This is a genomic window from Paraburkholderia sp., from assembly GCF_049581445.1.
Taxonomy (GTDB): Bacteria; Pseudomonadota; Gammaproteobacteria; order Burkholderiales; family Burkholderiaceae; genus Paraburkholderia.
In genome coordinates, this window is record NZ_JBAURZ010000345.1 from 20679 (window position 1) to 36797 (window position 16119).

A 16119-nucleotide genomic window follows, 5' to 3' on the forward strand; every position below is an offset into this window, starting at 1 on the left:
CCGGTTTAATGCCGGTCGCCTGTCTGGTAATGAAATGTCTTGTCTGCGGATTCGACCAACGGCGTTGCGCCGCCTTTCGTTGCCCCATGGCTCATGTGTTGAGATTGATCGCGACTGCCTTGACCTCGGTGTAAAGCTTGATCGCGTCGAAACCGCGTTCACGACCCCAGCCCGACTGCTTGTAGCCGCCGTATGGCAGCGCAGCGTCCGGGGAAGACAGTGCGTTGACGTTGACAATGCCGGCCTGAAGCCGCCGCGCCATCTTGTGTGCGATGCCGAGATCCTTCGTCCAGATGCTCGCGGCAAGTCCGTAGGTCGTGGCGTTGGCGCTCGCGCTGATACGTTCCAGGTCAGCTTCGTCGTTGAACGACATCGCGCACAGCACCGGGCCAAAAATCTCTTCGTCGTGAACCGCCATACCTGGCTTCACCCCCGTCAGCACAGTCGGCTGCACGAAGAAGCCACGCTCGCCAACCGTGCCGCCGCCAACATGAAGGGTCGCGCCTTCCTCCTGCCCGCTATGGATGTAGCCCGCCACACGATCGAGCTGGCGGCGGGAAATTACCGGCCCCATCTCTGTGCCGGCCTCCATGCCGTGGCCCAGCTTGATGCTCTTCGCCCGCCGCGTGACGGCCTCAAGCACCTGATCGTAGGCGCGCTCGTGCACGTAGAGCCGCGAGCCAGCCGCACAGATCTGGCCGGCGTGAAAGAAGATCGACGAGCACACGCCCGCAGCGGCGGCTTCAAGGTTCGCGTCCGGAAAGACGATGACGGGCGACTTCCCACCCAGCTCGAGCGAAACGCGCTTCAGATTGCCGGCCGCGGCGAGGAGAATGCGCCGCCCGGTTTCACCGGAGCCGGTGAAAGCGACCTTGTCGACTCCCGGGTGAGCAGCAATTGCGGAGCCTGTCGGATTGCCGAATCCGGTTACGACATTGAGTACACCCGGCGGGACCCCTGCTTCCAGGGCTAGCTCACCAAGGCGCAAGGCTGTGAGCGGCGTCTGCTCTGACGGCTTGAGTACGATCGTGCAACCCGTGGCCAGTGCCGGTGCGATCTTCCACATCGCCATGTTGAGTGGGAAGTTCCACGGAATAATCTGACCAACGACACCGACCGGCTCGCGCAAAGTATAGGCATGCCATTCGCCGGGCAGCGACACGTTCGGCGTTTCCCCACCCATCTTGGTGGTCCAGCCCGCCATGTAGCGCAGCATTTCAGCGATGCCGGCTACGTCCCCGTTGCGGCAGAACGGCAGCGGCTTGCCGCTGTTGATGCATTCGAGCTCGGCGAGCTCGTCGCCGTTAGCCTCGATCAACGACGCAAACCGCAGCATGATCCGGGTTCGTTCCGCCGGCGTGGTCTTGCTCCACGGCCCTGTGAACGCGCGGCGTGCGGCGTCGACAGCTCGGTCGACGTCAGTCGCCGAGGCCTCGGCTGCCGTGGCAATCAGTTCGCCGGTGGCCGGATCGAGAATCTCGGTGCGCCGCCCGGAATCCGACTCGACCATACGGCCGTCAATCAACAAGTGGTGCTGCCGGGAAAGAAAACTTCGCGCGGCTTCACCCAAGGCGGGATGAAAAATCGTCGTCATGGCGATGTCGTTCCGTTTAAAGGAAAAAGAACCCTGCTCATCTACCCAGCAACTGCCGGGCGATGATGAGCCGATGAATTTCGTTCGTGCCTTCGAGAATCTGGTTCAGCTTCGCGTCACGCATGAAGCGCTCGACCGGATACTCGGTTGAATAGCCATAAGCGCCATGCACCTGGACGGCTTCCAGGGCGACTTCCATCGCCACATCGGTGACGTAGCACTTGACCATTGAAGAGAGAATCGTCAGACGGCTGGTGTCGCCGCTGTCTATCTCCTGGGTGCTTGAATACAGGAGCCTGCGCGCGGCTTCTACCTTCATGGCCATGTCGGCGAGCTTGAACTGAATAGCCTGGAAGTCGCCGATACGCTTACCGAACTGACGGCGGTCCTTCGCGTATTTGATCGACTCGTCGACCGACGCCTGCGCAAGACCCAGCGACGACGCCGCCACCGAGGGCCGGTTGAGGTCGAGAATCTTCATACATGCCTTGAAGCCGCTGCCCTCGCCGCCCAGCAGGCAATCAGCATCGATACGCATGTCCTCAAAGAACACCTGGTAGGTCGGCGAGCCATGCCGGCCCATCTTGACCTCCTTGCGTCCGATCTTGAGTCCTGGTGTTTTGGTATCGACGAGGAACACGCTGATACCGTCGTGACCGCGTCCTTCGGCAGTCCTGGCGAACAACAACATGTAATGGGCCTGGGCGGCCCACGTGATCCAGCTCTTCTGCCCGTTGATCACGTACGAAGCGCCGTCGCGGCGCGCCGTCGTGCGGATCGCCGACACGTCGGAGCCCGCTTCCGGCTCGCTGATCGCGACCGCCGAAATCGTGCGACCACGCGCCGCCTCCGGCAGGTAGCGCGCTTTCTGTGCTTCGCTACCGAAATGCAACAGTGGCAAGATCAGCCCAATCGAGTTGTTCGCGCACAAGGTCGACGCTGCGAGCGATACCTTGCCAATTTCTTCCTTGGCGATACAGACGGACGTCAGGTCGCCGCCCGGGCCGCCGTAAGATTCCGGCACCCACATCTGCAACAGGCCCAGATCGCCGAAGACCTCGACAAGTTCCTCGGGGAAGCGCTTTGTTTCTTCCATGCCCGCCACCAGCGGGCGGACCTGCTCCTCCGCGACCTTGCGGACCATATCGCGCAGCATCTCTTGCTCTTCGCTGAATTTCACTCCGTCCTCCTAGCGTGCATTGGCTTCATCCATCTCGATGAGAATGGCCCTCATCGCGCCATCATCTCTTCCGGTGCCGCCACGCTTGCAGCCAACGGCTGCAAGCCTCTAACGATGTCGATAAGCGCGCCCACGTCTTCAGGCAGGTCATCCGCACGCCAGGCCACATGTCCGTCGGGGCGTACCAGCACGAGCTTGCGTTCGTACAGTGCACGCGCCCGCTCGTCATCGATATCGGCCACGCTCAGCGGAAGGCCCACCTGCCTGGCAGCGTCAAGGATCTGATCGACCACGAGCGCCTTGTCGAAACGCACCAGAACGAAGCCGCCCCCGAACAGGTCAAGCGTGGAGCGGTCGGGCTCGAGCCATACATGCGGCGCCCGATGACCCGGCCGGGCAGTCTGGACATAGGTGTTGATGGTGTCTTCTGGTTCCGGCGAGCCGTCCGGAACCACGATTGACGAACCTTCGTAACGAAAACCGAGATGAACGCCGATGGTGTACCACTCGCGCTTCATCATCTGCGTGTAGGCGTCACCGAAGATCTGGCGCGCCCTATCGCCATCCGGGCCAGGCTCGAAGACCGTTTGGCTCAGGCTTTCGCGCGGCGTAAGCATTAGCTTGAGGTTATTGGTTGCTTCGTTCACGTTGCGGATAGCCACCGGCCGGCGCTCGAATTCATAGGTATCGAGCAGGTGCGGGCCGCCCCAGCCTTCGGTCATCGCCTGCAGCTTCCAGCTGAGATCGACGGCGTCCTGAATGCCCATGTTCATGCCGAAACCGCCCGTCGGCGAGGTCAGGTGGGCCGCGTCGCCCGCGATCTTGACGCGCGCGGTACCGTAATCATCGGCAACTAGTTGGCGACGAATCCACGGCATGAGCGAAATGATCCTGAATTCGAAATCATCGCGACCCACGGCGCGGCGGAATGCCTGGGCCACATCGTCTTCGGAGAGGGTCTGCATCGTCCCGTCGCCGACGATCGAGAACCGCCACCAGTCCCGCCCATTGATCGCGACAACCGTGCTCCAGGTGCCTTCCTGACCGATAAAGATGTAGCGGTAGCCCGGCTTCTTATCGTGCAGTTGCTCAAGACCCTTGCATTCAATGATTGCGTTGGTCGTATAGGTCAGGGCCGGCGTGCCGCTCATCTTGATACCCAGCGTCTCCTTGACCCGGCTCGCGCCGCCGTCACAGCCCACCAGATACTGGCACTCAATGTCCCGCTCTTCGCCCGAGTTCAGGTCGCGCACCCGCACCGTCACTCCGTCGCCACCCTCAATGTGGCTCACATACTCGGTGGTGTAATGGATCTTGACGTTGCCGGTCTTCGCAGCGAAACGCGTCAACACCGGGTCAAAAAAGTTTTGCGGACAACGCTCGCGCTTTTGCGGGCTCTGCTCAGGCTTAGGCTCGGCACGCACGGTGGGGAACGATTCACGGCCGAACTCGTAGCCGCCGTGTAACTGCGACACCCACGCATAGTCCTGCGAATAGTCGCGGTTATATCCGGCATTTTCGACATCGTCGACGATGCCCCAGCGCCGGCAAAACTCCATTGTACGAATGCCGATCATGTCCATCTTGGGCTGGAATACCTCACCGTCGCCCTTCTCGATCAGCACGCACGGCACGCCACGCCATCCAAGGTCGCCGGCCAACGCGAGGCCGACCGGTCCCGCTCCCACGATGACCACAGGCGTGCGTTCCGCTGAATTCAATTGCGCCATAGTTGCAAGCTCCATCATCCATTACACGTCGATTTGACTGGACGGCTCACCGGTCTGAATCGACTCAAGGTGAAACGATCTGGAGCTACTGTACCGAGCGAAGCGATACCTGGGCCAATACTGTTTGCGAAGGTTTCGAGAGGATATTCCTCTTGAGGGACACCAATATTCTTCCTCTAAGAGGATCGGAAAATCGTATTGGTGCCGCATCCCCGTGCGTGTCTATTCTGTGAACGGTTGTCGGCTCGGCGACAGTCGACGCGACTAAAACGATAAATCCGTTTGGAGACATCCATGCATACCTTGGTATCGGCAGCACCGCTCAAACTCGGGCGATCCGTTTTCATGCCCCCGCAACCCTCCTCGCCCAGACGGATGGCCAGAGGTGGCCCTCTCTCGTCGCCGGTCCAATCGGGTGGTAAGTCGATTGATATTGAGGAGTCTAAACATGACTGATGAACGCCCCTGGTATCGCTGGTACGTTTTATTCATTTTGACGTTGATCTATACGTTCGGCTACGTCGACCGGCAAATCGTCACTATTCTTGCCCCGTACCTGAAGAAGGATATGGGCATCTCCGATGCGCAACTCGGTTTGCTGTACGGCACCTCGTTCGCCTTGTTCTACTGTGTATTCGGCATTCCGCTCGCTCGACTGGCCGACGGTTGGAGCCGGGTGAAAACCCTGGCGCTAGGTCTCTCGTTCTGGTCGATGATGACCGCGCTATCAGGCTTGTCGCGCAACTTTGCGCAACTTGGCGTCGCCCGGATCGGCGTCGGCGTGGGCGAAGCCAGCGCCACCCCGGCCGCGGTTTCGCTGCTGGGGGACTACTTCGAACGCGCCCGCCGCGGCACAGTGCTCGCGCTGTATTCGGTAGGCGTCTATGTCGGTGCCGGTGCCTCGCTGGCTATTGGCGGCGCTATCGTGTCAGCCTGGCAACACGCCTACGGCAAGGATCCCAGTGCTGCGCCGTTCGGATTGACTGGCTGGCAGGCTTCGTTCATCGGCGTCGGCGTACCGGGTCTGATCTTTGCGATGATCGTGCTGCTGACCATTCGGGAACCGATGCGCGGCAGGCTCGACGCAGTACCGCCCAAGCGGGATCCTCACCCGTTTGCTCATGCGCTGCGCGACCTCGGCGCAATGGTGCCGCCGTGGAGCTGGATGCATCTGCGAGCGACCGCCGCCCCCCCGCGCGAGTATGTACGCAACGCTACCTACCTTTTGCTAGCGGCGCTGTTGGCCGTGTTGGCGACCTGGGGCACGAACCATGTCCTCTCCGCCAGTCATAACGTCGAGATCGGCTCGGTGCTGGGGCTGTCGATAACGAGCAATCTGGTTCAGTGGCTCGCCATCGCGATTGCCGTGTATGTCTGCTCCAACTGGTATCAGGCCACACGTCTCGGCGACCCAGCGGCCCATCGCCTGATTACGGGTTCGAAAACCTTCGCAGCAGTCACCGTGGCCGGCGCATTTCTCGCCTTCGCGATGAATGCGGTCAACGGCTTCGTATTCGTCTACGCGAGCCGCAAGCTTGGCCTGACGGCAGAAGCGGGTCTGCACCTAGGCATCATCGCGATCATCGCGGGGGGCCTCGGAATCACGATTAGCGGCTACTTGTGCGATTTTGCCAAGCGCAAACATCCTTTCGGACGCCTCTATTTCGTCTGCTTTACTGCGTCGGCTTTCACAGCGGCAAGCGTCGTTCAGTACCTCACCCTCAGTGTAACGACCTTCTATTGTGCCTACGCCGTCGCGACGTTCTTTGTGCCGATGTGGTTTGGCCCGCTTCAGGCTACCACGCAGGATCTTGTGATTCCACGTCTACGCGGCACGGCATTCGCCGCGTTTTCGTTGGGGCCGAATATCTTTGGGCTGGGTCTTGGGCCCTATTGCGTCGGCTTGATCAGCGACGCGTCGGGCAATCTGCGCCTCGCCATTCTTTGCGCGCTTGCAGTATTACCTGTGTCGATCACGGCACTGCTGGTGGCGAGTCGCTCGCTGCTGGACGGCGAAGAAGCCGCCCGTGCCGAGCTCGCAGCCTTCAACGCAATGGCTGAGGATGAATACACCGAGGCGGTCGTCGAGCATCAACTAATCCATTGACCTGTTTGTCTGAAACCGCCCGAGCCCCGCCCGCGATCGGTAGTCGGGGCGAGACTTTCGAAAAACATCGTACAGCTATAACAGGAGCAAACCAACATGACGAGTCTTACGCAAAGACTTGCCGATTTCGCCGCCCATACCCGTTTCGAAGATCTCCCGGCGACTGTGGTAACCGAGAGCAAGCGGTTGCTGCTCGACACGATCGGTTGCGCGCTTGGCGCAGTCCGGACCGAAAGTGGACGCATTGCACTCGACTACGTCCATCTACTCGGCGGCAAGCCTCATGCGACCGTTCTCGGCACCACGCAGCGAAGTTCCGCGACCGCCGCAGCCTACGCCAATGCGCGCCTTGCCAACGTGCTCGACGCGGACGATACCTTCCCAACCTCGACGCACTTCGGCAACGCGACAGTCTTTTCAGCCCTGGCGCTGGCCGAACTGGACGGCCGCAGCGGCCGCGACCTGCTAACGGCAATCGCGGTCGGCTTCGATGTTGGCGCGCGGATCGGAAGCTGGATGGGCGCGCCGATGCAGATCGAGAACGGCAAGGTGATCGGCTGGAATGAACTGGGCGGTCCGGCTGCGACGATCACGTGGGCAGCAATCGGCGCCTCCGTGAACGTCGCGGGACTCGACGCGAAACAGGCGAACCACGCATTCGGTATCGGCGGCAGCAACTCGCCGCAACCGACACTGCGAAAGTGGGCCGAATCGGTTGAACAACCGATGTACAAATATGCCGATGCCGGCTGGTGCGCGGAAATCGGTGTCTCGTCCGCGCTGCTTGGCCGGCTGGGCAGTACAGGGTTCAAGGACATTCTGGACGGACCAAACGCCTTCTGGAAACTCTATGGTTCCCCGAGCCACGACGACGAGGCGCTGCTGGCGGGGCTTGGTTCCGACTGGCAAATCCTCAACACCACCTACAAGCCCTGGCCGTGCTGCCGGTGGATTCATCATCCGCTGACCGCTTTTACCCGGCTACTTGCGCAGCACGAACTGCGACCGGAAGAGATAGAACGGGTCGTGGTGCGCGCCAATCCGTTCGCCCTCACTCCCATCTTTCTCGAGCAGCAACCGCGCGATCCGCTGAGTGCGGAGTTCAGTCATGCGCATGCGCTGGCGGCCGCCGCGTGGCAAATACCGGCTGGGCCTCTCTGGTATGAACCGCAAACCATGCTCGACGAGCGGATCGTCGCATTCCGCAGCCGGGTCAGCGTAACAGCGGAGCCGAGTTCTTCGAATATCGCGGAGTGGATGACGGGCGGGCAATGGCGAGGCGTGCCTGGCGGCGTAGATATATATGCACGCGGACAGGTCTTCAGTTGCACCGCTGATCACGCAAGCGGCGACCCATGGTCCGCTTCAACGCTCTTCTCAAATGAACAGATTAGCCGCAAGTTCAACGTCATGGTCGGCCTCGGCGAGCGGGGCGACGGTCCACCGGCGCTACAGAATGCAGCACGGGAACTCAGCAACGCCGTGATGACTCTCGACACCGGCCCGATCAGTCGGATCGCCGACAGCTTGTCAGCACTCGCACTGGCGACGACCAGTCCCTCAACGCCGCTCCACACGCTGCAGGCGGATGGCGTTGTGCAGCGAAGTTAGGGTTTGCTCGGTTTGACACTCATTGTGGACACTCTAATATTTATCAATGGTTGATCCACTGATACCACCACGCGCCGCGACGAAAAAGACGGTTCCAATCAATTGGCGACATAACGCGATTCAGGAGACAAAGGTGAAGCTTGCAAAAATATTTATTGGAGTCCTTACGCTTGCCGCGGCAGGTTCCGCGTTTGCTCAGAGCAACGTAACACTTTATGGACTGCTTGACGAAGGCCTGAATTACGTCAATAACGTGCAAGCCGCGCAAGCTGGTGCGCCGCACGGACGCACGGGCGGGAGCCAGTGGCTGATGTCCAGCGGAATCATGCAGGCATCACGCTGGGGACTGCGTGGCGGCGAGGATCTGGGCGGCGGCTATAAGGCCATCTTTGTCGTTGAAGACGGTTTCGACGTGGGCACCGGAAAATTTCAGCAGGGCGGCACTTTCTTCGGCCGGCAAGCGTATGTTGGGCTGAACAGTGCGAAGCTGGGTACCATTACACTCGGGCGCCAGTATGATTCGATTGTCGACTCAATTGGCCCGATGCAGGCCGGCTCCTTCGCAATGGGCGCGTTCGCCGACCACCCGGGCGACATCGACAACGTGGCCGACCTCCAGCGCATCAACAACGCAGTCAAGTACACCAGCCCCGTAATCGGCGGCCTTACCCTCACCGGCCTATATAGCTTCGGAGGCGTCGCCGGTTCATTCGGACGCGACAGCATCTACTCCTTCGGCGCGCACTGGGACTACAGTTCGTTGAGCGTCGCAGCGGGCTACATGCATATCAACAATCCGAACCAGTCGTTCTACGGCAACAATTCGACGGGCTCCACCACTGCCAACAACCTCGGCGCAACCAGCGGTGTGCAGGCGAACCCGATCTATGGCGGTTTCGCCTCCGCCGGGAAATTGCAGATCTTTTCGTCGGCCGCCCAGTACGCGTTGGGCTCAGCCATTGTGGGCGTGGCCTACTCGAATATCCGTTTCCAGGATCTCAACGACCCTGCATCGGGCACGCTTAGCCTGACGAATCCATTCGGCTATACGGGCACGGCTGCATTCAACAACTACAACGCTTACGCCAGCTACTTCATCACCCCAACGCTCCAGGCGGGTGCATCCTACAACTATCTGCGCGGCGGCGCCATCGACGGCAAGGAAAGCGCCGCATATCAGACCATCAACGCGGGCCTCGACTACTTCCTGTCGAAGCGCACGGACATCTACATCACCGGTGCGTATATGAAGGCATCGGGCGTCGACTCGACGAAACAGTCAGCGGTTCCGTACTTCGTGACGCTGACGCCGTCCGACACGTCAAAGCAGGTAGTCGCTCGCATCGGGATTCGTCATAAGTTCTGAGCGCTTCAATTTTGGCGAGCAGGACCAGCGGCCGGCGTCTCATGCCGGCCGCTTGCGTTTCGAAGGGCGCCCCGCTTGACAGCGATGCCTCATTCGATGCATCATTATTTATAAAGGTTGATCCATTGACATTCGTTTGCGCCTGATTGACGCGCCTATTACCAGTGAGATGCCCGATGTCCGATCCTCAGCGCCTCGACCGTAACGCACCGGTCACCTCTTCTTCATCGCAGCGCCCACTTGACGGCGTCGTCGTAGTGGAAACGTCCAGCTTCCTGACGGGCCCATTCGCCGCGATGATGCTTGCCGACCTCGGCGCCGACGTCATCAAGGTCGAACCGCCCGGCGGCGATGGGTTTCGCAAGTTCGGCCACAATCGCGACGGCTTCGGCGCCTCATGGACCAACGCAAACCGGGGCAAGCGTAGCGTGGTAATCGACCTCAAGACCGAGGAAGGCACGCGTCGGCTGAAAAATCTCATCGCGGGGGCCGACATCCTGGTCGAAAACTGGCGGCCTCGCGTGGCGGCGTCGCTAGGTCTCGGCCATGACGTTCTTGGGACGCTCAATCCGCGCCTGATCCGCCTGTCTATCAATGGCTTCGGCGACACTGGCGCGCTCGCGAATGCGCCTGCATTCGACTCGCTGATCCAGGGGCGCAGCGGTATCGTCGCGGCCGAGGGACGCAACGGCAAGCCTGCGGTCACGCCGTTCAACATGGTCGACAAGGTCACCGGCGTATTCGGTGTCCAGGCAATTCTCGCGGCGCTCTATGAGCGCGAAAAGACTGGACGTGGCGGCCACATCAAACTGCCGATGCTCGATGTCATGGGTTACTTCAACTTCCCCGACATGTTCCAGCACCGTACCTTCGAAGGCGACACCTCAGCATGGAAGCCGCCGGCCTCCCAGGTACTGGAGACTTCAGATGGATTCGTTGTCATCTCACCCGCGAACGGCGCGCAAATGTCGAAGACGCTCAATGCCATCGATCGCCCGCAATGGAAAGACGAATTCAAGCAGATGCGCGATCCAGTCGCCATGGCCGAAGAATTCTTCCGACGCGTCAGCGAGGTGGTGAAGGAGCGCGATACCGCGTTTTGGCTGGCGCGTTTCGAAGCTCTGGACGTCCCTGCTGCACCAGTGTTTTCGCTTGACGACTATCTGAACGATGCGCAGGTGCAAAACAATCGTGTCTTCGAATTCGTGGATTCGCCGGTCGGTCCCATCAGAACGGCCCGCTACCCGGCCACCTTCGATGAGCGCAGATTGGCCGCCCGTTCGGGACCGCCTTCGATTGGCGAGCACGACCAGGATATCGGCGGACATTGACGACGGCGTTTTATCCCGGCCGGTGCCCGGCGCACGTCACGCAAATACGGAGCCCGCACCGGTACGCTCAACCATAGGAACCCAACATGAAACTCGCGAGCTTCAACGGTGGACACATCGGCGTCGTGGTCGGCGATGAAATCGTCGACGTCACCGCCCACGTCAACGCAACCCCAGACGCGTGGCCGCCGGTCGGCATGCTGCACGTCATCGATCGTTTCCCGTCACTGAAGGCCAGGCTGGAAGATTTCGTGCAAACCGCGCCTCGCAAGCCGCTTGCCGAAGTCAGACTGGAAACGCCGGTTGCCTGGCCGAACAAGGTGATCGCATTTCCCGCCAACTATCACGCTCACATCGAGGAGATGAAGCAAGGCACGGGCCTCATCTCCCCCTTCAAGGCAGACGGCCAGGGCTTCTTTCTGAAAGCGAATTCGAGCCTGAGCGGGCCAGCCGATCCCATCGTGCTCCCGCGTATCGCCAACCGGCAGATTCATCACGAATGTGAGCTCGCGATCTTCATTGGCAAAGGAGGCCGCGATATCGCCCGTGAAGATGCGCTTGGCCATGTCTTCGGCTATGCCTGCCTGATCGACGTCGTCGTACGCGGCAAGGAAGAGCGCGTGATGCGCAAGTCCTACGACACGTTCTGTCCGGTCGGACCATATATCGTGACCGCAGACGAAGTGCCCGCCTATGATTCGATCGACCTGAAGCTCTCGGTCAACGGTGAGGTCCGCCAGCAAGCGAGTACACGTGATCTGATTGTCGATATCCCGGAGATGATTCGCATGGCATCGGCGGTGATGACGCTGTATCCGGGTGACATCATCGCGACCGGCACGCCCGCGGGCGTCGGCCCGATCGTAGGCGGCGATAAGGTCGTCATCGAGATCGCGCGGGTCGGCTCGATGGCAATCGACGTCGTGCAAAGCGAAGGCGGTGCTCATCCCGTCTGGGACAAGCCGGTCAATTAAGCGAGGGCCACGACGCGCATGAATTCCGCTCACATCGAACAATCGCACGGGCGCTCCGCGCTGCGCACCGAGCGCGTCAGAACGGACGACGAATTGACTCTGGTGGCCACCGTCAGCGGCGAACGCGGGCAACCGGGCGTCATTCTTTTACACGGCGGCGGCCAGACGCGCCATTCCTGGCGCGGCACCGTCAGGACGCTTGGGGAACTCGGCTACCACGCAATGGCCTTCGACGCCCGCGGGCACGGCGACAGCGACTGGTCGCCGAAGTCCGACTATTCGTATAACCGCCTCGCGGACGACCTCGAGACGGTCAGCCAGCACATGGGCTGCGTGCCGGCGATGATCGGCGCGTCGATGGGAGGCATGACCGCGATGCACGCGATCGGCCGTGCAACGGTATCGCTCGCACGTGCGATGGTTCTCGTGGACATCGCGCCGCGCGTCAATCCGAAGGGACTTAAGCGCGTAAACGACTTCCTCAACGGCCATCATGACGGCTTCGCCAATATCGAGGAAGCCGCGGACGCTGTCGCCGCCTACAACCCTCACCGACCTCGCCCGAAGAACCCGCAAGGCCTGATGAAGAATCTGCGTTTGCGTGAAGACGGGAGACTGCATTGGCATTGGGATCCGGGCTTTTTCCGCGCGCGCACCGACGAACAACGCGAACGGCAATCGGCCCGACTACTGGAAATGTGCCAGCAGATTACGATTCCGACATTGCTGGTGCATGGCGCCGAGAGCGATGTCGTCAACCTGAACGGCATTGACGAACTGCGCACGCGTTTGCCGCAACTCGAAATCGGCACAGTGCCCGGCGCAGGTCACATGATCGCTGGCGACCGCAATGAGGCTTTCAACGTCGCCATCATGCCGTTTCTCGAACGGCACCCACCCACGGTCTAAATCCCCTTCGGGCGATAGGTCGCAATCCAGGGAAAAACGCACACCGCGTTAGCGGCGTGCGTTTCTTTCATTCGTAGCTGGGCAGACTGCCGACGTAAGCCAGCGCGCAGAGCATCATCGCGGACGTGACCATCCGGGCTGCATCTGCGACGCCGTCCACCATTCGTCTCCAACGACCCGTCGTTATCGCTTTCATGCTAGTCCTTGCTTTCCGAGAATTTCCCACCGTTGTACGCAGGAAAGGGACGTGACTAGAACGCGCCTTTCATTTACACCGCGCTCTGTTCAGGCTGTTTGACTGGAGTGTGATCGCGCACCGCTCCACGCACCGTATCGATCAGCGCCAGAGGATCGTCCGGTAGCGTATCGCCACGCCATGCGACCTGACCGTCAGGCCGGACCAGAACGAAGGCTCGCTCGTACAACCCGCGAGCCGCCTCGTTGTCGATATCGATCGCCTTGATCGGTACGTTGCGCATCTTCGCTGCTTCGAGCAGCGACTGGGTGCCAGGCTTTCCGCTTTCGAAACAAAGCAACACGAACTCCTTGCCGAACAGATCAAGCGTAGACTGGCCGTCTTTCAGCCACACGTGCGGCGCGCGCGAGCCGGGCCTCGCCGTTTGCTCGTAGCTCGACACCTCATCGGGAGGTTGCGGTGTGCCGTCAGGAACGATGATCCGCGAGCCCTCGTACATGTAGCCCAAGTGAATACCGATCGAAAACCATTCCCGCTTCATTAGCTCCGTGTACCGGTTGCCGAACTCGATTCGCGCCGCCCCAGCGTTCGGACCATCCTCGAAAATCTCCTTCGATGGCGATAACACACGCGGCGACAGCATCCGCTTCAGATTGCCGGTTGCCTCCGCGACGTTGCGAATCGCCACCGGCCGTTGTTCGGCCTCGTAGGTCTCCAGCAGATGTTCGCCGCCCCAGCCCTGCAGGCTCGCAGCGAGCTTCCACGACAGATTGACCGCGTCCTGAATGCCGGTATTCATGCCGAATCCGCCGGTCGGGGAGGTCAAATGCGCCGCGTCACCTGCAAGGAATACGCGCTTCGTGCCGTAGCGGTCGGCCACCAATTGACGGCGCACCCACGGCAACATCGAGAGAATCTCGAACTCGAACTCGCGGCCAACCGCGCGCACGATTGCGCTGCGCATATACTCTTCGGTGTGCGTCTGGCGTGTCTCGTCGCCGACTAGCGAGAAGCGCCACTGATCACGGCCGTTGATCGCCACCAGCGTCGCCCATGTGCCTTCCGGTCCGATAAAGATGTAACGATAAGCACGTTTTTTGTCATGCAACGACTCGAGGTCCTTGCAACGAAATACGACATTGGTGGTGTAAGTCAGCGTGGGTTCGCCGGTCATACCAATGCCCAGCGCCTGACGTACGACACTCGCACCACCGTCCGATCCGACCAGATATGAAGCCTCGACGACTGTTTCCTCACCGCTTGCCGTGTCTCGCAAGCGGGCTGTCACCCCCTCTTCCGTCTCCGTGAACTCCACCAGTTGGGTGTTGTAGCGAATCGTTACGTCAGGCGTTCGCAGCGCGAACCGGCGCAGCACCGGGTCGAAGAAATTTTGTGGACACCGTTCCCGCTTTTGAGGGCTTTGCGGAGGACATTTCTCCTCTTTCGGGCTAGGGAAGGCTTCCCGCCCGAACTCATAACCGTTCAGCCCGGTGATCCACGCGCAGTCCTGTGGATAGTCGCGGTTATACCCTGCCTCGTACACCCACGGCACGATGCCCCAGCGGCGGCAGTATTCCATCGTCCGCACACCGACCATATCCATTTTTGGCTGGATCACCTCACCGTCGGTCCGCTCGACGAGCAGGCACGGCACGCCACGAAAACCCAGGTCACCGGCAAGCGCCAGTCCGATCGGGCCAGCGCCCACTATCAATACAGGTGTTTGCATCTATCGTCTCCAAGTGAGAGTACCCGTTACCCGGCGGCCCGTTGCGCGTCCGGCTCGACGGCCTCTTCCCGGTACAGACCGAGCTTGCGTAGAGCGGGGATATCGTTGACCTGGAACAGCATCGCTTCCGTGTCGGACGACCGATTAATGTGCTCGTGCACGGCCCACGGCGGAATCGCGAGGAAGTCGCCGGCACCCCATTCGAAGGTTGTGCCATCAACGATCGTGGCGCCCGTTCCACGCATTACGTAATACACGACGCTTCCCGTGTGACGATGGGCCTTCGTGTGCATACCGGGCCGCAACGACTGCAGCACGGTACCAATGGTCGGCATGGCGGAGCCGCCCGTTAGCGGGTTCAGATATTCGAGCGCCGTGTCATCGAATGGATCGGGCGGCAATCCCGCCGCCGCGCGCAGCGCCTCCTGCGAACGCTCGGCCGAGTACACCAGCAGCGGATTGACGTCAGGCACCGTCCGGTCGTTGAGCGGCTTCATGATGCCGCTGCCGTAGCGCCGATAGGAGTGGTCGGGGATGGACGACACAGGCTGGCGCGGCTCGGCGGATCCCTCGAAAAACGTCGCGTGCATCGAGCGAACCAATGAAATGTCCAGTACGTCGAGCCAGATCATCGGCTTGTCGCCTTTGTGTTCGTGGTCGTGCCACGTCCATGCCGGAGTCAGTACGAGATCGCCTTCATTCATCTCGTAGCGTTCGCCGTCGACGATCGTGTCGGCGCCGCGACCCTTCATGATGAAACGCAGCGCACTGGCCGCATGGCGATGCGCCGTGGCGATCTCACCGGGCAGGATGTACTGGATCGATGCCCAGAACGTCGGCGTCGTGCCGAACGGCAGCCCGCGATTGGCCAGCCGCAGTGTCCTGCGCTGGCCACCTGCCTCGAGCTTAAGATTTGCGCCGATCTTTTCAAGCAACCGTTCGAGATCGCGCGCTTTCCAGTGCGCGGGTTGCATGGCCGATTGTGGGTCACGCGTAAAAAGCGGGCCGTCGGTTGGCTGCGCGACCCGGCAGTTGTACTCATTGAGTTCATCGACCAACGCCTGGCGTTGAGCCGTGTCTGTCATCACTGCTTCACTCATGGCTACTCCATCGATAGTCAGTAGGGACGGGATTTCAAACGAGTGGTGCGGTTCGGCACGTGCTACAGGTTGTCTGTCATTTCAGGCACCGCCGTGAACAGATCACCCACCAGGCCGTAATCAGCAACCGAGAAAATCGGCGCTTCCGGGTCCTTGTTGATCGCGACGATCACCTTCGAGTCCTTCATGCCGGCCAGATGCTGGATCGCACCCGAGATACCCACCGCCACGTAAAGTTGTGGCGCGACGATCTTGCCCGTCTGGCCCACCTGATAGTCGTTGGGCACGAAGC

General features: G+C 60.8%; 12 protein-coding genes. 6 read left to right on the top strand and 6 right to left on the bottom strand.

Features of this window, described 5'->3' with window-relative positions:
* Window positions 1-91: 91 nt before the first annotated feature.
* The 3 genes from WCA85_RS29180 to WCA85_RS29190 are packed head-to-tail and all read right to left on the bottom strand — an operon-like array spanning window position 92 to window position 4504.
* Entirely contained in the window at window positions 92-1594 is a 1503-nt protein-coding gene (locus WCA85_RS29180) for an aldehyde dehydrogenase family protein (protein ID WP_424068343.1), read from the bottom strand.
* Between the two features lie 37 nt (window positions 1595-1631).
* Window positions 1632-2774 carry an acyl-CoA dehydrogenase family protein gene (locus WCA85_RS29185; protein WP_424068344.1) on the bottom strand — a complete coding sequence of 381 codons (1143 nt, stop codon included), beginning with the start codon at window positions 2772-2774 and terminating at the stop codon, window positions 1632-1634.
* A gap of 50 nt (window positions 2775-2824) precedes the next feature.
* On the bottom strand, window positions 2825-4504 hold the full coding sequence (locus WCA85_RS29190) for an FAD-dependent oxidoreductase (RefSeq protein ID WP_424068345.1): 1680 nt from the start codon (window positions 4502-4504) through the stop codon (window positions 2825-2827).
* 448 nt (window positions 4505-4952) lie between these two features.
* On the opposite strand from WCA85_RS29190, the gene WCA85_RS29195 reads away from it, so the two are divergent.
* The 6 genes from WCA85_RS29195 (at window position 4953) to WCA85_RS29220 (ending at window position 12802) form a co-directional block, all read left to right on the top strand.
* Window positions 4953-6611 carry a spinster family MFS transporter gene (locus WCA85_RS29195; protein WP_424068346.1) on the top strand — a complete coding sequence of 553 codons (1659 nt, stop codon included), beginning with the start codon at window positions 4953-4955 and terminating at the stop codon, window positions 6609-6611.
* A gap of 96 nt (window positions 6612-6707) precedes the next feature.
* Entirely contained in the window at window positions 6708-8222 is a 1515-nt protein-coding gene (locus WCA85_RS29200; protein ID WP_424068347.1) for an MmgE/PrpD family protein, read from the top strand.
* Between the two features lie 133 nt (window positions 8223-8355).
* Window positions 8356-9588, top strand: a complete 1233-nt coding sequence (locus WCA85_RS29205) for a porin (protein WP_424068348.1) — start codon at window positions 8356-8358, stop codon at window positions 9586-9588.
* Between the two features lie 176 nt (window positions 9589-9764).
* Window positions 9765-10919 carry a CaiB/BaiF CoA transferase family protein gene (locus WCA85_RS29210; RefSeq protein ID WP_424068349.1) on the top strand — a complete coding sequence of 385 codons (1155 nt, stop codon included), beginning with the start codon at window positions 9765-9767 and terminating at the stop codon, window positions 10917-10919.
* Window positions 10920-11005: 86 nt separating this feature from the next.
* On the top strand, window positions 11006-11893 hold the full coding sequence (locus tag WCA85_RS29215) for a fumarylacetoacetate hydrolase family protein (protein ID WP_424068350.1): 888 nt from the start codon (window positions 11006-11008) through the stop codon (window positions 11891-11893).
* Between the two features lie 18 nt (window positions 11894-11911).
* On the top strand, window positions 11912-12802 hold the full coding sequence (locus WCA85_RS29220; protein ID WP_424068351.1) for an alpha/beta fold hydrolase: 891 nt from the start codon (window positions 11912-11914) through the stop codon (window positions 12800-12802).
* A 269-nt stretch (window positions 12803-13071) separates the two neighbouring features.
* Here the strand turns inward: WCA85_RS29220 and WCA85_RS29225 are convergent, their stop codons facing one another.
* The 3 genes from WCA85_RS29225 to WCA85_RS29235 form a co-directional block, all read right to left on the bottom strand.
* Window positions 13072-14727, bottom strand: a complete 1656-nt coding sequence (locus WCA85_RS29225) for an FAD-dependent oxidoreductase (protein WP_424068352.1) — start codon at window positions 14725-14727, stop codon at window positions 13072-13074.
* A 26-nt stretch (window positions 14728-14753) separates the two neighbouring features.
* A complete protein-coding gene (locus WCA85_RS29230) occupies window positions 14754-15827 on the bottom strand; it encodes a cupin domain-containing protein (protein WP_424068353.1) in 1074 nt (357 codons plus the stop codon).
* Between the two features lie 62 nt (window positions 15828-15889).
* Window positions 15890-16119 (bottom strand): electron transfer flavoprotein subunit alpha/FixB family protein (locus tag WCA85_RS29235; protein ID WP_424068354.1); only part of this gene is annotated, 230 nt, incomplete at its 5' end.